The sequence below is a fragment of the Streptomyces lushanensis genome, from assembly GCF_001700515.1.
Lineage (GTDB): Bacteria > Actinomycetota > Actinomycetes > Streptomycetales > Streptomycetaceae > Streptomyces > Streptomyces lushanensis.
Genome location: NZ_MAUD01000314.1, coordinates 1 through 21,402 on the forward strand (window position 1 = coordinate 1; position 21,402 = coordinate 21,402).

The 21,402-nt window shown below is 71.4% G+C and carries 19 protein-coding genes and 1 pseudogene; 11 read left to right on the top strand and 9 right to left on the bottom strand.

Annotation, left to right across the window (positions count from 1 at the left end; genetic code table 11):
• Positions 1 to 253: TetR-type transcription factor C-terminal domain-containing protein (locus BFF77_RS24040; RefSeq protein ID WP_483855212.1), on the top strand; the 253-nt coding region annotated here is incomplete at its 5' end.
• Positions 254 to 274: 21 nt separating this feature from the next.
• Here the strand turns inward: BFF77_RS24040 and BFF77_RS24045 are convergent.
• Both BFF77_RS24045 and BFF77_RS24050 read right to left on the bottom strand, forming a co-directional pair.
• A complete protein-coding gene (locus BFF77_RS24045) occupies positions 275 to 868 on the bottom strand; it encodes a TetR/AcrR family transcriptional regulator (protein ID WP_066953322.1) in 594 nt (197 codons plus the stop codon).
• A 114-nt stretch (positions 869 to 982) separates the two neighbouring features.
• Positions 983 to 1,756, bottom strand: a complete 774-nt coding sequence (locus BFF77_RS24050; protein ID WP_066953324.1) for an SDR family oxidoreductase — start codon at positions 1,754 to 1,756, stop codon at positions 983 to 985.
• A 268-nt stretch (positions 1,757 to 2,024) separates the two neighbouring features.
• Here BFF77_RS24050 and BFF77_RS24055 point away from each other — a divergent pair, with 268 nt between their 5' ends.
• A complete protein-coding gene (locus BFF77_RS24055; protein ID WP_066953325.1) occupies positions 2,025 to 3,278 on the top strand; it encodes an exo-beta-N-acetylmuramidase NamZ family protein in 1,254 nt (417 codons plus the stop codon).
• 94 nt (positions 3,279 to 3,372) lie between these two features.
• Here the strand turns inward: BFF77_RS24055 and BFF77_RS24060 are convergent, their stop codons facing one another.
• Positions 3,373 to 6,210 (bottom strand): penicillin acylase family protein, encoded by a 2,838-nt coding sequence (locus tag BFF77_RS24060; protein WP_079125440.1) that lies wholly within the window; start codon positions 6,208 to 6,210, stop codon positions 3,373 to 3,375.
• A 287-nt stretch (positions 6,211 to 6,497) separates the two neighbouring features.
• Here BFF77_RS24060 and BFF77_RS24065 point away from each other — a divergent pair, with 287 nt between their 5' ends.
• A complete protein-coding gene (locus BFF77_RS24065) occupies positions 6,498 to 7,109 on the top strand; it encodes a hypothetical protein (RefSeq protein ID WP_066953327.1) in 612 nt (203 codons plus the stop codon).
• 89 nt (positions 7,110 to 7,198) lie between these two features.
• Here BFF77_RS24065 and soxR read toward each other — a convergent pair whose 3' ends face one another.
• On the bottom strand, positions 7,199 to 7,780 hold the full coding sequence (gene soxR, locus BFF77_RS24070) for a redox-sensitive transcriptional activator SoxR (RefSeq protein ID WP_066953329.1): 582 nt from the start codon (positions 7,778 to 7,780) through the stop codon (positions 7,199 to 7,201).
• 150 nt (positions 7,781 to 7,930) lie between these two features.
• On the opposite strand from soxR, the gene BFF77_RS24075 reads away from it, so the two are divergent.
• Positions 7,931 to 8,392 carry a MaoC family dehydratase gene (locus tag BFF77_RS24075; RefSeq protein WP_066953331.1) on the top strand — a complete coding sequence of 154 codons (462 nt, stop codon included), beginning with the start codon at positions 7,931 to 7,933 and terminating at the stop codon, positions 8,390 to 8,392.
• Between the two features lie 36 nt (positions 8,393 to 8,428).
• Here BFF77_RS24075 and BFF77_RS24080 read toward each other — a convergent pair whose 3' ends face one another.
• The gene (locus tag BFF77_RS24080; RefSeq protein WP_066953333.1) at positions 8,429 to 9,058 is read right to left on the bottom strand and encodes a TetR/AcrR family transcriptional regulator; all 630 of its coding nucleotides are present in this window, start codon (positions 9,056 to 9,058) and stop codon (positions 8,429 to 8,431) included.
• A gap of 207 nt (positions 9,059 to 9,265) precedes the next feature.
• Between BFF77_RS24080 and BFF77_RS24085 the strand changes: the two genes are divergently transcribed.
• Positions 9,266 to 9,997, top strand: a complete 732-nt coding sequence (locus tag BFF77_RS24085) for an ArsR/SmtB family transcription factor (protein ID WP_066953335.1) — start codon at positions 9,266 to 9,268, stop codon at positions 9,995 to 9,997.
• A gap of 32 nt (positions 9,998 to 10,029) precedes the next feature.
• Positions 10,030 to 11,040, top strand: coding sequence for a DMT family transporter (locus tag BFF77_RS24090; protein ID WP_079125441.1), 1,011 nt, complete (start codon positions 10,030 to 10,032; stop codon positions 11,038 to 11,040).
• A 34-nt stretch (positions 11,041 to 11,074) separates the two neighbouring features.
• On the opposite strand, the gene BFF77_RS24095 is transcribed toward BFF77_RS24090, so the two are convergent.
• Positions 11,075 to 12,439, bottom strand: a complete 1,365-nt coding sequence (locus BFF77_RS24095; RefSeq protein ID WP_066953337.1) for an ABC transporter ATP-binding protein — start codon at positions 12,437 to 12,439, stop codon at positions 11,075 to 11,077.
• A 205-nt stretch (positions 12,440 to 12,644) separates the two neighbouring features.
• Entirely contained in the window at positions 12,645 to 13,346 is a 702-nt protein-coding gene (locus tag BFF77_RS24100) for a TetR/AcrR family transcriptional regulator (RefSeq protein WP_066953367.1), read from the bottom strand.
• A gap of 234 nt (positions 13,347 to 13,580) precedes the next feature.
• On the opposite strand from BFF77_RS24100, the gene hmgA reads away from it, so the two are divergent.
• From hmgA to BFF77_RS24115, 3 genes are all read left to right on the top strand, one after another.
• The gene (gene hmgA, locus BFF77_RS24105) at positions 13,581 to 14,909 is read left to right on the top strand and encodes a homogentisate 1,2-dioxygenase (protein WP_066953338.1); all 1,329 of its coding nucleotides are present in this window, start codon (positions 13,581 to 13,583) and stop codon (positions 14,907 to 14,909) included.
• Positions 14,910 to 14,951: 42 nt separating this feature from the next.
• Positions 14,952 to 15,752 (top strand): GntR family transcriptional regulator, encoded by an 801-nt coding sequence (locus BFF77_RS24110; RefSeq protein WP_066953340.1) that lies wholly within the window; start codon positions 14,952 to 14,954, stop codon positions 15,750 to 15,752.
• 239 nt (positions 15,753 to 15,991) lie between these two features.
• Complete coding sequence (locus BFF77_RS24115; protein WP_066953342.1) at positions 15,992 to 17,200, top strand: type ISP restriction/modification enzyme; 1,209 nt, start codon at positions 15,992 to 15,994, stop codon at positions 17,198 to 17,200.
• Between the two features lie 385 nt (positions 17,201 to 17,585).
• Here BFF77_RS24115 and BFF77_RS24120 read toward each other — a convergent pair whose 3' ends face one another.
• Positions 17,586 to 17,849, bottom strand: coding sequence for a hypothetical protein (locus BFF77_RS24120; protein ID WP_066953344.1), 264 nt, complete (start codon positions 17,847 to 17,849; stop codon positions 17,586 to 17,588).
• A gap of 165 nt (positions 17,850 to 18,014) precedes the next feature.
• Positions 18,015 to 18,824 carry an SGNH/GDSL hydrolase family protein gene (locus BFF77_RS24125; RefSeq protein ID WP_066953346.1) on the bottom strand — a complete coding sequence of 270 codons (810 nt, stop codon included), beginning with the start codon at positions 18,822 to 18,824 and terminating at the stop codon, positions 18,015 to 18,017.
• Between the two features lie 618 nt (positions 18,825 to 19,442).
• Between BFF77_RS24125 and BFF77_RS24130 the strand changes: the two genes are divergently transcribed.
• Both BFF77_RS24130 and BFF77_RS24135 read left to right on the top strand, forming a co-directional pair.
• Positions 19,443 to 20,336 carry a glycosyltransferase family 2 protein gene (locus tag BFF77_RS24130; RefSeq protein WP_079125443.1) on the top strand — a complete coding sequence of 298 codons (894 nt, stop codon included), beginning with the start codon at positions 19,443 to 19,445 and terminating at the stop codon, positions 20,334 to 20,336.
• Positions 20,333 to 21,319 (top strand): annotated as a pseudogene (locus BFF77_RS24135) (glycosyltransferase family 2 protein); the annotation flags it as partial. The gene BFF77_RS24130 and the pseudogene BFF77_RS24135, both read left to right, overlap by 4 nt.
• Between the last annotated feature and the right edge of the window lie 83 nt (positions 21,320 to 21,402).

Genomic DNA, 21,402 nt, shown 5'->3' on the forward strand with positions numbered 1-21,402 from the left:
CCATCTCAGCCCGGAGAAGAACAAGCAGGTACGGGCCGAGCGGCGGCGCTACCACGAGCGGTTCCGCGCGCTGATCGAGGAGGGCCAGCGCGGCGGTGTCTTCTCCAGCGCCACTCCGGCCGATCTCGTGGTGGACTACCACTTCGGCTCGGTCCACCATCTCTCCACCTGGTACCGGCCGGACGGCAGCCTCACTCCGCAGCAGGTCGCCGACCATCTCGCGGATCTGCTGCTGCGGGCGCTTCGTCCGTAGGGCCTGTGCGCCGTACAGGCCCTACGGACGAAGCGCCCGCAGCAGCAGATCCGCGAGATGGTCGGCGACCTGCTGCGGAGTGAGGCTGCCGTCCGGCCGGTACCAGGTGGAGAGATGGTGGACCGAGCCGAAGTGGTAGTCCACCACGAGATCGGCCGGAGTGGCGCTGGAGAAGACACCGCCGCGCTGGCCCTCCTCGATCAGCGCGCGGAACCGCTCGTGGTAGCGCCGCCGCTCGGCCCGTACCTGCTTGTTCTTCTCCGGGCTGAGATGGTGCATCGAGCGGAAGAAGATCGAGGCGTCGTCCAGATTGTCGATCGTCGTCACCACGACATCGGCGGCGGCGGCCCGCAGCCGCCGCTCCACCGGCTCGTCCGCGTCGGCGAAGGCGTCGAGGCGCTCCTGCTGGAGGCGCAGGACCCGGGCGTAGACCTCCTGGAGGAGATCCTCCTTGGAGCCGAAGTAGTGGTAGAGAGCGCCCTTGGTGACACCCGCCGCCTCGACGATCTCCTGCACCGAGGTGCGGTCGTAACCGCGCTCGGCGAAGAGCCGGGTGGCGGCGGCCAGCAGCCTTTGAGGGACGGGCACTCCGCCCCCGTCCGTCGTCCTGGCCATGTGCCGCCACCTGCTTTCCGTTCCGTGCGCACTGTCCGTCCGGGGGAACGCGGCCCCCGTGGAGGATCTTCCCACCTCCGGTCGCCGACGGCTCCGGTGGGAAAGCCGGGCCGGTCAGCGGCTCGGTCCCCCGGTCGTCTCCCATTTCTGCTGGACGCGGTTCATCGTGGCCAGCCAGCGGTCGGGGTCGGCCGCGCGCGCCTGGTGGAAGCCGGCCACCTCCGGATGCGGCAGAACGAGGAAACGGTCCTCCGCCATGGCGGTGAACAGGGCGTCGGCGACCTCCTCCGGCTCCACGGCGGTGGCGGCGAGCAGCAGTTCGCCCGCGCTGCCGGAGGCGGTGAGCATGTCCGTACGGACGCCCTGCGGGCAGATGGCGTGCACCTTGAGCCCGCGGTGGCGATAGGTCAGCGAGAGCCACTCCGCGTACGCCAGCGCGCCGTGCTTGGTGACGCTGTACGGAGCCGCGCCGATCATGGTGAGCAGTCCGGCGGCGGAGACGGTGGAGACGAACCGGCCGCTGCCGCGCTCCAGCCAGTCGGGCAGCAGCGCTCTGACGGCCCGTACATGCGCCATGACATTGACGTCCCAGGCGGTCGACCAGACCTCGTCGCCGGCGAGCCCGTCGCCCGGCGAGCCGACCCCGGCGTTGGCGCAGTAGATGTCGACGGTGCCGCCGAGCGCCTCCCGGGCCTCGGCCACGATCAGGGAGGCGTCACCCGGGACCGCCAGACCGCCGATCTCCGCGGCGACGGCCCCGGCCTTCTCCGCGTCGAGGTCGTTGACCACCACCCTGGCCCCTTCGGCGGCGAACCTGCGGGCGAGCGCGGCCCCGATGCCGCCGCCGGCTCCCGTGACCACAACCGCCGCGCCGTGCACCGTACTCATCGGGTCCTGCCTCTCCCAGCTTCCGGTTCCGCGCCGGCCGCTCCGCCGACACCGGCAGACTAACCAGTCGGTATGTACGGAGGGAAGGGAGCGGCACCCGGGCGGGCGGACGGCGCCGGGCGCCGGACACGGCCCAGGACACGGAGGGTGCAGAGTGGAAGCGGAGAGGGAGAGGGGGCCGGACAGGCCGCGGGCTCCGTTCCGTAAGGCACCCACGCGCGCTAGCGTGCGTGAACATGACAGACGACTCGATCACGGAGGTAGCGCGATGAGCCTGTCCAGACGGGGTTTGCTGGCCGCGGGCGGCGCGGTGGGGGCCGCCGGCACGCTCGCCGCGGGCACCTCGCCCGCCGCCGCGCGCCCCGGCAGGGCGCCCGTGGTGCGTACGGGCTTCGACCGGCTGGCCGCCGACGGTTACCGGCCGCTGTCGGGACAGAGCGTCGGCCTGGTCACCAACCCGACCGGGATCACCCGGGACGTACGCCATGTGGTGGATGTGATGCACGGCGACGACCGGGTGGATCTGGCCGCCGTCTTCGGCCCGGAGCACGGCTTCCGGGGGACGGCCCAGGCCGGCGGCTCCGAGGGCCGCCACGACGACCCGGCCACCGGGCTGCCCGTCTACGACACGTACCTCAAGAGCGGGCAGGCGCTCGCGGACATCTTCACCGAGTCCGGGGTGGACACCGTCGTCTTCGACATCCAGGACGCGGGTGCCCGCTTCTACACGTACATCTGGACGCTCTACGACTGCATGGAGGCGGCGGCCCTCGCGGGCAAGCGCTTCGTCGTGCTGGACCGGCCCAATCCGGTCACCGGACGGGCGGCGCTCGGGCCCGTTCTCCAGCGGGAGTTCGCGACCTTCGTGGGGCGCGAGCCGATCGCGCAGGCGCACGGAATGACGGTCGCCGAACTGGCGCTGCTCTTCAACGGCGAGTTCCTGGCGCGACCGGTGGAGCTGGCGACGGTGACCATGTCGGGCTGGCGCCGCGCGGACTTCTTCGACACGACCGGACTGCCCTGGGTGCCGCCGAGCCCCAACATGCCGACGCCCGAGACGGCCCTGGTGTACGCGGGCACCTGTCTGTTCGAAGGGACGAATCTGTCCGAGGGGCGCGGCACCACCAGGCCGTTCGAGCTGCTCGGCGCCGAGGGCGTCGACCGGACCTGGGCCGAGGCGGCCAACGCGCTGGAGCTGCCCGGTGTGCGCTTCCGCGAGGCGTACTTCGCGCCGACCTTCTCCAAGTTCCAGGGGAAGACGATCGGCGGGGTGCAGCTCCATGTCCATGACCGGGCGTTGTTCGATCCGGTCCGCACCGGGATCGCGCTGCTGGTGACGGCGAAGCGCTCGTGGAGCGGGTTCGCCTGGCGCTCCGACAACTGGATCGACAAGCTGACCGGTTCCGCACAGGTCCGGACGCTGATCGACGCCGGCGCGGGAACGGACGACGTGGTCGACGCCTGGCAGAGCGGGCTGGCCGCGTTCCGCGCCGTACGGCGCGGCTATCTGCACTACCGCTGAGCGGGAGGCGCCGGGCCGGACCGTACGTGTCCGACGGATCCGCACGGATCCGCACGGATGCGTCACGGTCCGGCCCGGCGCCCGGATCACCGCGTCAGCGGTGCGACGGGAACTCCACGACCTGCTGGTAGGTCGGCCTGTTCTGCCAGCCGACCGCGGGATGGGTGATACCGCCCAGCGCCCGGTGGATGATCGCGTCCGTGCACCACTGGTCCCCGGCCGAGCAGCTCTCGTCGCCGGGGTAGACGGTGCCGGCGGGCACCGCCACCGCCGCCCTCAGGCTGCTGAGCAGCGTGTCCCGGCAGGCGCTCAGCCCACCGCCGCCGCAGTAGGTGGTCGCCGTCGGCGCCTGCACCGGATCGCCGAGCACCTGCCTGAGATCCTTGTCGACATATCCCCACCAGCCGTACTGGAACGCCGAGCCGCTGTGCGCGCCCGTCGGACCGTGGCTCGACGCCGGTGACTCGTCGATCGGGAGCGAGGCCGTGAGCGCCTGGTAGAGCCCGTCGCCGAGCGCGGGCCTGAACTGCGCCTCCACCAGCCGGGGCCACCAGGCGTCCATGATCCGTACGGCGGCGGAGTGACCGTAGGTGTGCGAGCCGGGCGCGGTCTCCTTGCGCTGGGCGCCTGCCGTGCGCCAGGCCTCCAACTGCTGTACGGCGGTGTTCAGCGCCGGATCGGTGACGGGCGCCGAGCGCACCACCCGGAGCAGTTCGGGCAGCACCTGCTCACCGCGCAGATCGGTCACGGCGGCCTCGGCCATCGCCCGGGTCAGCGAGGCACGGGTGACTCCGCCCTGCGCGACCAGCCTCTTGACCCGGCCGTCCAGCAGATCGCCGCGATGCACGGCCCCGAAGCCGAACCCGGCCGTGTCGTACTGCCTGGCCAACCGGTTGTTCCAGGAAATGTAGTAGTCCTGGCCGACGGACTGCGGATGCTCGGCGAAGGGCGTGTACGCCGCGGTGTTGTGCACCGGGTCGTAGTCCTGCCACTCGTACGCCTGCTCGGCCCGGACGGGCAGGGCGGGATCGACCCCGGCCGCCCGCACCGGATTCATCCCGCTGTTGAAGTACGCGGCGGTGCGGGAGTCCGCGTAGAACCAGTTGAAGGCGTAGTCGATGTTCGAGGCCGCCCGCTGGAAGGACGCGGCGTCCTGGGTGTACGAGGGATCGTTGAGCATCTGGAAGCCGATGATCGAGTCGGCCTCGTGCCGGTAGGTGGTGCGCAGCGAGGTGTACGCGACGGGCTTGCCGCCGATGGTCGCGCGATGGGTGACCATGCCGTACTCGGTGCGCCACACCTGGAGCCGGTAGGAGCCCGCGGCGGTGGAGTCCGCGACGCTCGGCTTCCAGGAGTTGACGCGCTCCAGCTTCTCCATCGGTGTGCAGACCGAGCGGTGGAGATAGTGGGCGGACGCCTGGGTGGGAGCCGATCCGTCGGGCTCGCACAGCTCGACGGCGTAGGTGTCGGTGATGTCCTGGCCCGAGGAGGTGGCGCTCCAGGCGTAGTCCTGGCCACGGCCCATCTGGACATACATGCCGACTCCGGCGAAGGAGACGCCCCGGGCGCTGATACCGGGCCCCTGGAGTTCCTGGAGCATCATGAGCTGCGGCGCGAAATAGCCGGTCTGCGGGCCGAAGACGGCCACGGGATTGCCGCTCGCGGTGTGCTCGCCGGAGACCAGCAGGGCGTTGGACATCCCGCGCTTCGCGGAGAGCGAGCCCCGCGGAATCACCCCGTTGTCGAAGATCCCCTGGGCGGGCCTGAGTTTCGCGGGAGCGCGGACCGGCGCCCTGGTGCCCGTGCCCGCCGATCCCGTCCTGTCGTACACGAGCTGCTCGGCGCGCACGGAGCCCGCGTCGGGCAGGGCGGTGCCCCGCGGCTGCGCGGGCTTGCGCGCGTAGGGGAAGGCGGTGCCGTCATGGACGGTGAGCACGGCCTCGGGGTCGTCGCGCTGGCGGAAGGACTCCCAGACCCGGGTGCCCTCGACGACGCCGTACTTCTGCTGCGCGGCCAGCAGCGAGAGGGCGGCCTGCACCTCGCCGCCGCCTCCGCCGCCGAACTGGCCGCCGACGACGGACGCGATGGAGATCAGGTCGGTGATCTTGAAGGGCTGGATCTCGCCGACGTTGGTGATCGAGTCGATCTTGCCGGTGAGAACGTACTCACCGGGGAAGTACCGCCCGTCCTTGGCCCGCGCGCGATAGGCGTTGATGCCGTCGACATATGCCTGGGCGTCGGCCATGGCCAGCTCGCCGCGCTCGCCCTCGGTGGTCCTGATCCGCTCGATCTGGGCCTCGTACTCGGCCTCGGTGTACGGGGCCGAGGGCCAGAACTGCTGCTCCAGGCCCTGGTTGGCGAGCGCGCCGCCCGCGAAGGACGTCAGCTCGCCGCGGCCGATGTGCCGGAAGAGATCCATCATCCAGAGCCGGTCCTGGCCCGCGGCGTAGCCGGCGCCGAACTCGGTGCCGTAGCGGGTGGTGCCCTTGATGTGCGGTACGCCGGTCCGCTTGTCGCGGGTGATCGTGACATCCGGGCGCGGAGTCGTGACGGACTCGACCTGGTCGGCGGGAACACCGAAGGAGGCGTCGTTGAAGAAGTCGTTGAGCTTCGCGTCGGTGAGCCCGCTCCGGCCCGCCACCAGCGCGTCGTACCGGCCGAGTTGGTCGGAGCTGTGCGCGGGGCGGGTGCCGAACAGCTGGTGGAGCAGGATGTCGGCGAGGGTGGCGTTGCCGTTCTGCCCTGGCGGCAGGATGTCGTCGCACTGGCTCCGGCAGTGGTCGGCGACGGGATCCGCGGCGGGCGCGGGCGCCGGTGCGCGGACCGGGCGGACCGGCTCGGCGGAGGCCCGCGCCTGCGGGATCAGCAGAGCCGCGCCCAGCGCGAACACCGCGGCGGTGGCGGGCAAGAGTCTTCCGGTGCGTCGTCGCATGGATGCTCCTCGGGGAGGCCGGTGCGCCGGAGGTTAGCGACGGTGTGACCGCCCGGTAAGATGAACATCAGTCACCTTTTCCGGATCCCCACATCCGCCTTTTCCCGGACCGTCTCCGGCCCTCCACCGGGCCCGTCTTCCGGGATCGCCTCCGCATCACCCTCGATTTAGGCTCGGAATCGACCGTGTTGTCCTGGATATCGAGGCGATCCGGAATTCGATGGAGCCAAACGGGGCAGGCGTACGTCCATTCCTCAACGCCGAAGTAACGACGGAGGTGGCATGCGATGGCCGGATTCCGGAGTCTTGCGAGACAGGTGCGCGATCCGCGGTGCGATCTGGCCTTGCGACGGTATTCACTGCGCAAGTGCCTGGAGCGGTTTGCCCCTTATGGGCACCGGGCGACCTGGGATCATCTGTGCGCACGGCACAGCATCGAACCCGAGGACAGGTCACCCGATCCGGTGCGGCTGATGGCCGCGCTGGACGAACTGGAGGAGGCGCGGGCCGTCTGGCTCGCGTACGAGGGAGAGTTCGCGGAGCGGCGCAAGCGCGAGAAGCACGACGGGCTGAGGCGGCCCGGGAGCTTCGACGACTGGCACCGGCGGACCTGGGGCGGCAACGGTGTGGCCCGCTGCGACGATCCGGCGGTCCATCCGTCCGAGTCGCTGGCCGAGGTGCTGCGCCGGCTGATCTCGGGTCTGGAGGCGGAGCCCGGCACGACCTGCCCGGTCTGCGCGGAGAACGGCATCGTCTGGCGGCCCGACCTGTCCGACGAGCCATGGTCGGGGCCGGTCTGCCGGGACTGCGGCATCGTCGTACCGCAGCCGGTCCTGACGGCCGAGGCGCTGGACCGGGCCAAGCGGATACGACTCAAGGAACTCGCCTCGGTGGCATGAGAACCGCGGGGGCGGGCCCCGGACGGTACGCCCCCGCTCGGTCTCCTCCTCTCCGCCGGCCTCGCCCCGGTCTCCGCCGGGCACCCGCGTCAGCAGCAGCGGGCGCCGGTGCCGGGGGTGTCCACAGGGGTGTCCGTGTCAGGGGTGCCGTCAGAGGTGTCGGCAGGGGTGTCCGTGCCAGGGGTGCCGGCAGGGGTGTTCCGCTCCTCGGGGACCCGTCGCTCGGGCAGCAGGCGCGAGCCCGCCATCCGGTCGCCGAAGACATCGTCCGGATTGGACAGGACGCAGGTCTCCAGCGAGAGACAGCCGCAGCCGATGCAGTCCGTGAGATGGTCGCGGAGCCTGCCGAGCTGACTGATGCGCTCGTCCAGTTCCGAGCGCCAGGCCCGCGAGAGCCGGGCCCAGTCGTCATGGTTCGGCGTGCGCTCCTCGGGGAGTTCGGCGAGGGCGTTCCTGATCGTCGCGAGCGGGATGCCCACGCGCTGGGCGGCGCGCACGAAGGCGACCCGGCGCAGCGTGTCACGGCTGTAGCGGCGCTGGTTGCCGCTCGTCCTGCGGCTGCCGATCAGCCCTTTGGACTCGTAGAAGTGGAGCGCCGACACCGCGGCGCCACTGCGCGCGGAGAGCTGTCCGACGGTCAGCTCATGGATCTTCTCGGGAATCTGTGGCACCTCTCGAAGCGTACTGTCCGCGCCCGGTGTCCGTGCCCGGTGTCCGCGTTGACAGAAGCATCACGGCCCAGCAAGCTGAGCAAGCGCTTGGACAGGACGAGCCGCCCGGACAGGCCGCGGAACGGGCTTCGAGAGGCAGGGAACAGGGACATGGCCGAGCCGAGGATCTTCACCTCCGCCGGGGAGCTGCGCGCCGGGGTCGGCGAGCCGCTCGGTCACAGCGACTGGCTGGAGATCGACCAGGAGCGGATCGATCTCTTCGCCGAGGCCACCGGTGACCACCAGTGGATCCATGTGGACCCGGAGCGGGCGGCGGCCGGTCCGTTCGGCACGACGATCGCGCACGGCTATCTGACGCTGTCGCTGCTGCCTCTGTTCGTACCGCAGATCGTCCAGGTCGAGAACGTCAGGATGGGCATCAACTACGGGACCAACAAGGTCCGTTTCCCCTCGCCCGTGCCCGTCGGCTCACGGCTGCGCGCGTCGGCCGTCCTCACGGAGGCCGTGGAGGCGGGCGGCGGTGTGCAGATCACCACGCTGGTCACGGTCGAGCGCGAGGGCGCCGAGAAGCCGGCCTGTGTCGCGGAGTCCGTCTCCCGCTACTACTTCTGAGCGCCGCTTCCGAGCACTGCTTCCGAGCGCGAGCGCTCACTCCTTCTGGGCGGAGACCATCCGCAGCACGAGGTCGGCGTAGAGCGCGCCGACCTCCTCGGGCGTGCGCCGGCCCGCCGCGTTGAACCAGCGCGCCACGTCGATGCAGAGCGACAGCACCGCGAGCGTGGTGCCCGGCACATCCGGTACGTCGAACTCCCCGTCCCGTACACCGTCGCCCAGGATGCGCCGCACCGCCGCGTCGCTGCGCCGCCGCAGTCCGACGATCTCCGTACGGTGTTCCGGGGCCAGCGCGTCCAGCTCGTACTGCACGACCCGCGCCGTGGTGTGCCGCTCCGCGTGCCAGCGGACGAAGGCGCGTACGGCCTCGGCGAGCCGCTCCGCCGCCGTGCCGCCGCCGTCGGCCGCGGCCGTCAGGATCTCCAGCGCCTTGTCGTGCCCGATCCTGCTGATCCGGTGGAGCAGCTCTTCCTTGGTCTTGTAGTGGATGTAGAGCGCCGCCGGGCTCATCCCGGCGCGGCTCGCGATATCACGGGTGGTGGTGGCGTGGTACCCGCGCTCGGCGAACGCCTCGACGGCGGCGACCAGCAGCCTTCTGGCCGCCTCCGGCTCGACCTCACCCCACGGAGCGCTCTCGCCGTCCGCCGTCTGTTCCGCCGTACGCATCGCTCACACCTTCCGCTTCCACTCGGTCTCGGTCTGCCGTTCGGCCGTCCACCCGGCAGGACGAACACCATACCCCGAGCTGAGCAAGCGCTTAGAGCCTTGGGAGCCGATCGTGCCCGGCGGGAACGGTCCGCGGCTCTCCGGTCCTCCGCGACCGTCCACGACTCTTCGGCCGGCGCCGAACCGTCCCTGACGCATCCTGGACCCATGGCACTCCCCACGCATCCGGAGCACCGGCCGGACGACCGGCCCGGCGAGCGGCTCGCGGCCCTCGCCTCGCTGCTCGCCGACGAGACGCGCGCGGCCTTCTGCCTCGCCCTGCTGGACGGGCGCGCGTGGACGGCGGGCGAGCTGGCGCGGTACGCGCGCGTCGCGCCCTCGACCGCCAGTGAGCACCTCGGAAAGCTCGTCGCGGGCGGGCTGCTCACCGAGGAACGGCAGGGCCGCCACCGTTATGTACGGCTGGCCGATCCGCGCGCCGCCCATCTCGTGGAGGACCTCGCCGCGCACACCGCGCCCCCGCGCGCGAGTCCGTACACCCTGCGGGCGGCGAGCGCGAGCGCCGCCATGGCCCGGGGCCGCACCTGCTACGACCATCTCGCGGGACGCCTGGGACTGGCCGTCACGGACGCGATGACCGTACGGGGACTGCTCCGGCAGGACACCGGCTTCGCCCTCACGGACCTGGGCGTGGAGTGGTTCGGGGAGCAGGGCATCGGCCTCGACCGCACGGGGCGCCGTCCGCTGGTGCGGCCGTGCCTGGACTGGACCGAGCGCAGACCGCATCTCGCCGGAGCGGCGGGCGCGGCGCTCTGCCGCCATGTGCTGGACACCGGATGGTGCGTACGGATCGGCTCCGGGCGCGCGGTGAAGGTGACTCCTCGGGGCGAGCGGGCCCTGTACGAAGGGCTGGGCATCGAGCCGCGGATATTGCGGTGAGGGCCGAAGCGTCGCGCGCGTACCTTCCCCGTATGACGCACTCGCACACGGACCGACCGACGCACTCGGCGGACTCGGCAAACCCCTCGCGCCCGGCGCACACCTCGCACACCTCGCCCCCGGCCGGCTCCGCGCGCCGCTCCTCCGCGGCCTGGCTGCCGCTCGCCGCCGCGGGTGTCACGGTCGTGCTCTGGGCCTCGGCCTTCGTCTCGATCCGCAGCGCGGGCGCCGCGTACTCGCCCGGAGCGCTGGCCCTCGGCCGGCTGCTCTTCGGCGCGCTCGTCCTCGGCGCGGTCTGTCTCGTACGGCGCGAGGGCCTGCCTCCGCGAGCGGCCTGGCCCGGTATCGCCGTCTCGGGTGTGCTCTGGTTCGGGCTCTACATGGTGGCGCTCAACTGGGGCGAGCAGGAGGTCGACGCGGGCACCGCCGCGATGATCGTGAACATAGGCCCGGTCCTCATGGCGCTGCTGGGCGTCCGGCTGCTGGGCGAGACCCTGCCGCCCCGGCTGGTGGCGGGCATGGGGGTGTCGTTCGCGGGCGCGGTGGCCGTGGGGCTCTCGATGTCGGGCGAGGGCCGTGCCTCGGTGCTCGGAGTGCTGCTGTGTCTGCTGGCGGCGGTGGCGTACGCCGCCGGCGTGGTGGCGCAGAAGCCGTCGCTGACGCGGGCGAGCCCGCTCCAGGCGACGACCTTCGGCTGTCTGGTCGGCGCCGTGGCCTGTCTGCCGTTCGCGGGCCGGCTCGTCCACGAGGCCGCGGACGCTCCGCTGCCGGCCACGCTCAACATGGTCTATCTGGGCGTGTTCCCGACCGCGCTGGCGTTCACGACCTGGGCGTACGCACTGGCCCGTACGACGGCCGGGCGGATGGGCGCGACGACCTACGCGGTGCCGGCGCTGGTCGTGCTGATGTCGTGGCTGTTCCTGGACGAGGTCCCGGGCCTGTTCACCCTCGCGGGCGGCGCGCTGTGTCTGGCCGGAGTGGCGGTGTCACGCTCCCGCCCGCGCCGCCGTACCACCGTCGCACCGCTGGAGAAGGACAACTGACCGGCGTCGCCCTCGGCCGGCGCCCCGGCCGCTTCTACGTGTCCAGGCCCGGCACGTTTCTCGGTGCCGGGCAGATACGGCGGCCGAAGTCGTCGAAGACGTAGAGATGCGCCAGATCGACCAGCAGCGGCACCTGGGCGCCCGTGCGCAGTCGCATGTCGGGGCCGGTGCGGACGACGAGATCGCTCGCCGCGATGGCCGAACGGTCCTGGCTCGGGCTGTACGCGGCGGGTCCGGCCGTCTCCTCCGGCTCGTCCACGACCACGACGGGCCCGCCGGCGCGTCCGGGGGCGCGCCCCCGCAGCCGGGCCAGTACACCCGTCCTCCGTCCGCCGTTGCCGCGCCGGCGCGACACGGGCGCGGTCCGGGGTCTGGGGGATTCCAGGTCGGTCACCGCCGCGGGTCTGGAACCGATGCTGAGATGCACCAGCGCCTCATGTCCCTGGTACTCCATGTGCTCGACGATGCCGCTCAGCGCCACCTCGCCCGGGCGGGCCTGGCCCGGCGCGGCGATACGGGCCGCCTCGGACCGCAGCCCCACGATGATCTGCCTGCCCTGCTGAATGCGGAGCAACTGATGGTCGGAGCTGAGCGGTTGGGGCAGCGGCAGCCGCTGCCGGCCGAGATCGATGGACATCCGCCCGTCCAGCGGCGCGTACACCACCGCCTGGAGCAGATTGATCCTGGGTGTGCCGATGAACGCGGCGACGAACACGTTGGCCGGCAGCGCGTACACCTCGCGCGGCACGCTGACCTGCTGGAGCACCCCGTCGCGCATCACCGCCACCCGGTCGCCGAGCGACATCGCCTCGGCCTGGTCATGGGTCACATAGACGGTGGTGACGCCCAGTTCGGCGGTCAGCTGGGCCATCTCGGCACGCAGACGGCCGCGCAGCTTCGCGTCCAGGTTGGAGAGCGGCTCGTCCATCAGAAAGGCGGAGGGCCGCCGGGCGATGGCGCGGCCCATCGCGACACGCTGGCGCTCGCCGCCCGAGAGCTGGCTCGGATAGCGGTCGAGCACACTCTCGATACCGAGCATCCTCGCGGTGGCCCGGACCCGCTCCGCGGTGTCCGCGCGCGGGTTCTCCAGCCGGAGCGGAAAGCCGATGTTCCCGCGGTTGGTCATGTTCGGGTAGAGCGCGAAGTTCTGGAACACCATCGCCATACCGCGCTCCCGCGTCGGCATCAGATTGGCGTACTCGCCGTCGAGCAGCAGATCGCCCTCGGTGATGTCCTCCAGTCCCGCGATCATGCGCAGCACGGTCGATTTGCCGCAGCCCGACGGTCCGAGCAGCACCACGAACTCGCCCGGGGCGATGTCGAGCGAGAAGCGGTCCACGGCACGGGTGGAGCGGCCGTAGACCTTGCTGACGCTGTGCAGAGAGATGGCGCGAGTCATGAGGTTCCGCCCGGGAGGGAGAGAAGGAGCGGCTGCGACGCCTGAAGTTAGCCGACCACGCGCGGTCAGGGAACGATTCTCGCGAACCTGCGCGACCCCGGTACGGAAGGGGCATCGGGTACGACACGCGCCAGAACCGGTTCGGCAACCGGTTTCCGTCAAGCGGGGACCGGCGGCGCCGGCGCCGGGCGACGCGGGCTCGCGGTCAGCGGTCTCGGTCCAGCGTGCTGGCCAGATACGCGCGGAGCAGTTCCCGGGTCTCGGCCACGACGGCGGGGTCACCGGCCGGATCCATGCGGAAGGCGAGCTGGAGCAGCGCGTCCGTGGCCTCGACGGCGACCAGGACCGTACGGCGCAGTGCCTCGGTGGGGGTGCGGCCGAGATGGGCGGCGAGCAGTCCGGTGAGGCGGCCCACGACCCGAAGCCCGGGATCGGAATCGGGATCGGAATCGGGATCGGAATCGGGATCGGAATCGGCCGGGCCGGCGCGGCCCGGGGCCTTGCCGGCAGCCGGGTCCGCGGCCGGGCCCCGGGCCGCCACCCTTGTCCCGAGCGGGAGTTGGGCGCCGAAGTCGACCAGCGCGAAGCCGGGCACGGTGCGCCTCATGGCGAGATATTCGTCCAGCACGGCGTCGATGGCGCCGCGCCAGTCACGCGCGTCCAGCGGTGCCAGCCGCGCGGTGACACGCTCGGCGTAGCGGTCCAGATTGCGCCGGGCGAGGGCGTCGGCCATGGCGCGCTTGTTGCCGAAGAAGCGGTAGACGGAGCCGATGGGGACGCCCGCGCGGGCGGCGACGGCCCGGGTGGAGAGCCGCTCGTAGCCCGTTTCGTCGAGGAGTTCGGCGCAGGCGTCGAGGATCCGCGCGAGACGCTCCGTACTGCGCTGCTGGACGGGCGCCCGGCGCAGTCCGTCGGCCGGTTCCGGCTGCGGGTTCGCACGGGGTTTCTCGCGGGATTTCCCGTGCGGGTTCGCGTGCGCTGTCGCGTCCGTGCGGTCGTGTGACACGGACTCCATGATGCCGCGTGGCCCCGTTGACGTGCCGCCGCCACAATCCTACGGTGGTCCATAGGATTAGCAGTCCATGAGATTTCCGGTATCGGAGACTCCCGGGATCGCCTGAGCAGGGAGCGGACGCGGACGATGAACGGCATCGAGCGGGCACGGAAGACGGCCGAGGATCTGGAGCACTCCCCCGGCTTCGGCAATGAACACACCTCGGAGGCCGTGCCCGGCGCGCTGCCGCTCGGCCGCAACGCGCCGCAGCGGGCGCCGCTCGGTCTCTACGCGGAGCAGCTCAGCGGCAGCGCCTTCACCGAGCCCCGGGCGCACAACCGGCGCTCCTGGCTGTACCGCATCCGCCCCTCGGCCGCGCATCCGCCGTTCGTCCGTATCGACAACGGCTCGGTCAGAGGCGCGCCGTTCACCGAGACCGTCCCCGATCCCAACCGGCTGCGCTGGGATCCGCTGCCGGAGCCGGCTCCCGGCACGGACTTCCTGGCCGGGCTCTGGACGCTGGGCGGCAACGGCGACGCGGCTCGGCGTACGGGTATGGCGGTGCACCTCTACCACGCCAATGCCGCCATGACGGACCGGGTGTTCGGCGACGCGGACGGAGAGCTGCTGATCGTCCCCGAGCACGGCGGACTGCTGATCCGTACGGAACTGGGGCTCCTGGCCGCCCGTCCCGGCGAGGTGGCGCTGATCCCGCGCGGAATCCGCTTCCGCGTCGAACTGCTGGACGAGACGGCGCGCGGCTATGTCTGCGAGAACCACGGCCGGCCGTTCGCCCTCCCCGACCTCGGCCCGATCGGCGCCAACGGCCTGGCCAACGCCCGTGACTTCCTCGCGCCGGTCGCCGCGTACGAGGACATCGAGCGGCCGACGCAGGTCGTCAGCAAGTTCTGCGGCAACCTCTGGGCCGCCACCTACGACCACTCGCCGCTCGATGTCGTGGCCTGGCACGGCAGTCATGTGCCGTACGTCTACGATCTGCGCCGCTTCAATGTGATGGGCTCCATCAGCTACGACCACCCGGATCCGTCGATCTTCACCGTGCTGACCTCGCCCTCCGACACTCCGGGACTGGCCGGGGTCGACTTCGTGGTCTTCGCGCCGCGCTGGCTGGTCGGCGAGGACACGTTCCGGCCGCCGTACTTCCACCGCAATGTGATGAGCGAGTACATGGGCCTGATCGAGGGCGCCTACGACGCGAAAACGGCCGGTGAGGGCGGTTTCGTGCCCGGCGGCGGCTCGCTGCACAACATGATGTCCGCGCACGGGCCCGACCGGGAGACCTTCGACCGGGCGAGCGCCGCCGAGCTGCGGCCGCAGAAGATCGAGGACGGCCTCGCCTTCATGTTCGAGACGCGCTGGCCCGTGACGGCGACCGCGCAGGCGGCGGGGGCGGACCATCTTCAGCGGGGCTACGACCGGGTGTGGCAGGGTCTTGAGCGCCACTTCAGGCCCTGACCTCCGGGCCCTGCCGCGAGATTCACAGTTGTGGAGTAGCCGGTGACCGCCTTCGCCCCCGACTCGCTGGTCCTGAACCGCAAGCTGCCGCTCTGGTACCAGGTCTCGCAGTCGCTGCGTGCCTCGATACTGGGCCGTCGGCCGCACGATCCGCTGCGGCTGCCGACCGAGGAGCGGCTCGCCGCGCACTACGGGGTCAGTGTGCTGACGATGCGTCAGGCCCTCAAGGAGCTGGAGGAGGAGGGCCTGATCAGCAGGCACCGGCGGCGCGGCACCTTCATCGAGCCGGGCGCGCGGCGCGGCGCCCCGCGCCGGCTGCTCGGCTCGATCGACGCGGTCGTGGCGCAGCAGTCGGGCGAGCGGACGACGGTCCTCGGCCACGGGCCGGGCCCGGTGCCCGGTGAACTCGCCGAGTACTTCCCGGGCCTGGACGAGGTGGTCGTCTACCGGCGGCTGCGGCGCGACAGCGAGAGCGGTGAGCCGGTCAACTGGGCCGAGAACGCGGTCCGTCCGGAGATCGCGGCGGGTCTGGACGTGGCCGATCTGGAGCGCTGGCCGATGACCAAGGTGCTGCGCGACACCCTCGGTGTCCGGATCAGCAGGATCACGGACACCGTGGAGGCCCGGCTCGCGGACCCGGCCACGGCGGAGCTGCTCCAGGTGCCGCTGCTCAGCCCGATCCTGCACTACACGGGTGTGAGCCATGACGATCAGGGCCGGGTCGTGGATGTGGCCCGCATCCGTTACCGGGGCGACCGCTTCTCGTTCTCGGTGACGGTGGAGACGGACCTCACGGGCGAACCGCAGGCGCGGGCGCAGGCGCAGGCGCAACACGACGACTGAAGCCTGTCGGCGACGGGGCAGGGGCGGGGCCGGGAACCAGGCAGGGCCGGGGCCACGAACAGGGTCTTTTCCGGACGGACCGACGACCGGACGGCCGCCGGACGGCGGCGGATACGATGCCGACTGGGTCCTGCCCGGTCGATCCCCGTGGACCAGCCTGCCGTGCCAGGCGTCGCGGGCCCACGAGGATCGACCGGACAGGACCGAGGGCGCACAGACCGACGGGAGGGGCGGTCCGCATGACGGCGACGCGGTCCGGAGCGACGGGCGGCAGCCCGCTGCTGAGCGATCTCCTGCCGTGGTCGACGGCTCCGCTGCGGCTCGGCAGGGCCTGGATCCTGGCTCCGGACCGGCCGTCCCTCACCGCCCGCTGGGACCGGCTCATGGCGGCCGAGGGCGCGGAGCGCGAGGCGCTGTTCGGGCCGAGCCGGGCCCGTACCCCCCACAGCGCGGTCCCGGCGCTGCCGGGCGGGGCCACCGGGACGGGCCGGTTCGTACGGGAGTCGGGACGCTGTCCGGCGCCGCGCCGGGTGCTGCACGGGCCGTTCGACGAGCAGTGGCTGATCCCGGACCACCGGCTGATCGACGCGGCACGCCCCGAGCTGTGGCGGGTCGCCGACGGCCATCAGCTCTTCGCCGTGGAGCAGGGATACGTACCCCAGGCCGAGGGCCCGGCGCTCCTGGTGAGCGCGCTGCTCCCGGACGGGCGCTCCCCGGCGGGCCGGCCGGGACGTATCCGGCCCCTCTACCGCCGTCCTGGCGGCACCGAGCCCAATGTCACCCCCGGGCTGCTCGCCTTCCTCTCGGCCCGCTACGGCCAGGACGTCACCGCCGAGGAGCTGCTGGCCTGGGCCGTGGCCGCCGCCGTGCCCTCACCCGAGGGCTGCGTGGTCCCGTTGACCGCCGATCCGGACGTCTGGGCCACGGGGACCGCTCTCGGGCGGCGGATGACCGCGATCCAGCTCCGGGGGGCACGCGGCGGCGAGCGGCCCCGGCTGCCGGGCGGGCGGCGGCCCTATGTGCGCGCCGCCGTTCCCGACCGGCCGGAGACGATCGCCTACGATCCGGAGGCCGAGGCGCTCCTGCTCGGTACCGGCCGGATCTCGCCCGTGCCGGCCGGGGCATGGGACTTCGCGGTGGGCGGCGTACGGATGCTGGAGCTGTGGTTCGAGCGGAGGACCGCGCCCGTCGAATCCGGCACTCTGGAGGCGGTCCGCCCGGCCGTCTGGCCCCAGGAGTGGACCTCGGAGCTGCTCGAACTGATCACGGTCCTGGCGCTGCTCGCGGAACTGCGTCCGCTCCAGCGGGATGTGCGCGGAGGTCCGGAGGTCGGCCGGGAGGAGCTGCGCGCGGCGGGCGTCCTGCCGGTCCCGGACACGGCCCGGCGGCCCGCTTCCGTGCTGGACCACCACGAGGAGGGCCCGGAAGGCCAGTTCGCGCTGATCTGAGCCGCCGCACCGAGGCGAGCCGCCGTTCTGAGACGAGCCGCCGTTCTGATCCGGGCCTCCGCGGCCACGGGCGGGAAGTGAGCGGGAGTCGGCCGGGAACAGCGGGCGGGATCACGGACAGCGGGGAATCGAGCGAGGGTCGAGCGGGTCTTGAGCCGTACCTGAGCGATGCCCGAGCGGGAACCGGGGAGAGTTCCTCGCTCGGGGAGATCACCGACGCGGTGCCGCGGGCCGTGGGAGTGACGGACGAGCGGAGAGCGGCACCGCGATCGGGGACCAGGATCGCCGAGGCGCGTCCCGGACTTGTCGGAGTGTCCGGACGCGAGGGAGTGACCGGCACCGGACCGTCGGGCGTACGACGTCCGGGCACCGGCTCGCCGCAGGGTCAGCCGCGGCTGCCGAACAGCGAGCGGCGCAGCCGTCGCAGCGGCGCGAAGAGGGAGACCCGCGCGCTCTTGCTCGTATGCGTCTCGGAGGCGTCCCGCGAGGTCAGCTCGCGCATCAGCAGCGTCGCCTCGGCCGTGTCACCCTGCGGTACGGCGGGGCCGCCGAGCACCGAGAGATGGCGGTCGAGTCGCGAACTGGTCGCACTGCTCCCGCAGGTGATCGCAGGGACTCGTGCCCTGTTGTGTACCGTTATCTGCTTCATTTCACTCCCCACCCGTACGAGGGCACCCGACCCGGGCAGGGTAACCCTATCGCCCCCTCCCGACACTCGTGTATCCCGCCTTGGCAATGAACCGCACCCGTACGGGGATTGACGCCCATGGCTCGATCCATCTTATTTCAGGGCGAGTTGGACACTTCGCCACTGTTACGCGGCGGAGGTGAAGGCCGGCAGATAGCCGCCGGACTGACCGGCGGCGGTCGGGTGGTACGACTCACCGATGTTGAGCCAGTTCACGCTGTGCAGCCAGGCCGAGCCCGAACAGATCTCATGCCCCGTGAAGGTCCGGGCGACATCGGCGAAGGTGAAGCCGTGATCGGCGGCCCGCTTCGAGGTCACCAGGTTGAGATGGTCGGCGGCGGCGTTGATCGCGGCACGCTCGTTCTCGCTCAGCCCCACGACACAGTTCCCGTTGAGCTGGTAGAAGCGCGGATAGCCGAGGACGACCACCCGGGCCGAGGGAGCCTTCGATCTGATCGCCGAGTACACCGAGTTGAGGTTTCCGGGCAGGGTGTTGTCGACGAAGCTGCGGGCCTGCGCGACCCGGCTGAGACAGGTGGCCTCCGACTGGAGGACACAGGTCGTCATCACATCGACGAAGCCCGCGTCGTTGCCGCCGATGCTGATGCTGACCAGGTCGGTGCCCGCCGTGAGCGGGCCGAGCTGACCGGCGGTCACATCACCCGTACGGGCACCCGAGCATGCCGTGAACGCGAACGACGAAGGTGCGTGCGCGGCCGCCCAGAGGGCCGGATAGGCCTTGGGCGTGCGCTTGCAGTTGCCGCTGGAGCTGTCGTAGCCGCCGGCGCCGACGCCGGAGGAGTACGAGTCCCCCAGCGCCACGTAGTCGACCGCGGCGACCCGTTCCGCGCCCTGGGCGGAGGCCGCTCCGGTGAGAGCGAGCACCGCGCCCAGCAGGAGCGAGGACGAGAACGCCGTGATTCGGGACAGTTTCATGGGACCTCCCTGAGCAGGATCTCTGCCTGAACTGTGTTACCAGCCGGTCCGGTTCACTGGAAGTGTCCATGCCAAAAACATTTCGCCGAGATTTCCAGAAGATGAGATCTCCCGGGGATCTCGCGGTTCTCCGGGAGTTCCGGGATCTCCGGACACGCCATCGGATGCCGCACGTTCGTCGCAGGGCTCATCTCGCGATCCGTAAGAGATCGAATGGATCCGATCAGGAGGTTACGGATGTGACCGTCGAAGTACGGCCAAAGATGCCAAAAAGTGAGACGAGACCTCAGGCCTTGCCATACAGTCCGATTCATCAATACCGTCGTACATCCACCCGCATCGGTCCGTCGGAACGGCTGCCCAGGGGAGGGCTCAAGCGTCGCGATGGCTCCCGGAGCGGGGCGCGGTAGGGGGGTGCCGTGCTCGGTGACCGCACCAGGTCCTGTCCGACAGGACCTGGTACCGAGTCGCGTGCCGCGCGGCCAGTACCACAAGCTCACCCGCTCAGCACGGAGTGCCATGCCGTCATGTCCGGGGTGAGAACCCCCCTTTCGAACCGGAAACTCAGCCGGACCGCCCGGGGGCGGGCGGTCCACCGGACGAGAGGGAACGAGACTCGTGAGCGCTTTTCTGCGCCCGGCGGCATCGGGCGAAGATCCGTCGATCGGCGAACCGGAACGCGTCACTGCTCAGCACTACCGCCCTGTCTCCTCGCATCTCGCCATCGCTCCGCCCGTGAGCGTGGTGATTCCCGCGATGAACGAGGCGCGGAACCTTCCGTACGTCTTCAGAACACTGCCCGACTGGATCCATGAAGTCGTCCTCGTGGACGGCGATTCGAGCGACGACACCGTACGGGTGGCCCGCGAGCTGTGGCCCGAGGTCAAGGTCGTGGCACAGCGCGGCAAGGGCAAGGGCGACGCCCTGATCAGCGGATTCGCCGCGTGCACCGGCGACATCATCGTGATGGTCGACGCGGACGGCTCGGCCGACGGCCAGGAGATCGTCTCCTATGTCTCGGCCCTGGTCTCCGGCGCCGACTTCGCCAAGGGCTCACGCTTCGCCAACGGCGGTGGCACGGACGACATGACGGCGATACGCAAGCTCGGCAACCGCGTCCTGTGCGCCGTCGTCAACGCCAAGTTCGGCGCGCGCTACACCGATCTCTGCTACGGCTACAACGCCTTCTGGCGGCACTGCCTGGACGACATCACCCTGGACTGCACCGGATTCGAGGTCGAGACCCTGATGAACATCCGGGTCGTCAAGGCCGGGCTGAAGGTGCAGGAGATACCGAGCCATGAGTACGACCGGATCCATGGGGTCAGCAATCTGCGCGCCGTACGCGACGGGCTGCGCGTCCTCGGAGTGATCCTCAGGGAGAAGGGGGTTCCCCGGTCCGCCCGCGCGGCACGGGCGCCCCGGACGGACCTCGCGGCCCGTACGGCCCGTGCCGTGAGCGGCGGCACGGCCGCGCTGCGGGTCACGATTCCACGGGGAGAGGTGTCTTGAACCACCGTCACCGGCCCTTCTCCGTGGTGATCTGTGTCTACACCGAGGACCGCTGGGAGGACATCCTCGCGGCCGTCGAGTCGGTGCGGACGCAGTCGCTGCCCGCCCTGGAGACACTGCTCGTGGTCGACCACAACACCGTGCTGCTGGAACGGCTCGGCCGGGAGTACCAGGAGCACGCCGCGCGCGGAGAGGTACGGGTGCTCGCCAACGCGGGCCCCCGCGGCCTCTCCGCGGGCCGCAACACCGGAATCGCCGCCGCCCGCGGTGAGCTGATCGCGTTCCTGGACGACGACGCCGTGGCCGAACGCGACTGGCTGCGGTTCTTCGACGAGGCGTACGAGGACCCACGGGTGCTGGCCGTCGGCGGACGGACGGTACCGGCCTGGTCGTCCGGGGACAGGCCCGACTGGTTCCCCGAGGAGTTCGACTGGGTCGTCGGCTGTACGTACCGGGGGCTGCCCGGCGGAAAGGCGCGGGTCCGCAATGTGCTCGGCGGGAACGCCTCGTTCCGGCGGGCCGCGTTCGACGCCGCCGGCGGGTTCGCGACGGGCATCGGACGCGACGGTGACAAACGTCCGCTGGGCTGTGAGGAGACGGAGCTGTGCATCCGGCTCACCAGGGCCGTGCCGGACGGGGTGATCCTGATCGACGACCGGTCGGTCATCCACCACAAGGTCCCGGCCGCGCGCGGGCGGTTCGGCTACTTCCGTACCCGTACCTACGCCGAGGGACTCTCCAAGGCACTGGTCGCCCGGAGCGTGGGGGCGGACAAGGGGCTCGAATCGGAGCGCCGCTACACCACCCGCGTACTGCCCGCGGGTGTCGCGCGCGGGCTGCGTGACGCGGTGCTGGGACGCCGGGGCGGCGCGGGCCGCGCCGGGGCGATCGTGGCGGGTGCGACCACGGCGGCGGCGGGCTATCTGGTGGGCCGCTTCCGTACCCGTGGCGGGGAGGCCGCCTTCTCGTCGGGCCCGATCGAGTCGGGTCCGGCCGCGCGGACGGCGGCGACGGACCGGTGGACACCGGCGGGGGCGGTGGAGGCGCTCGCCCCGACGGGCACGGC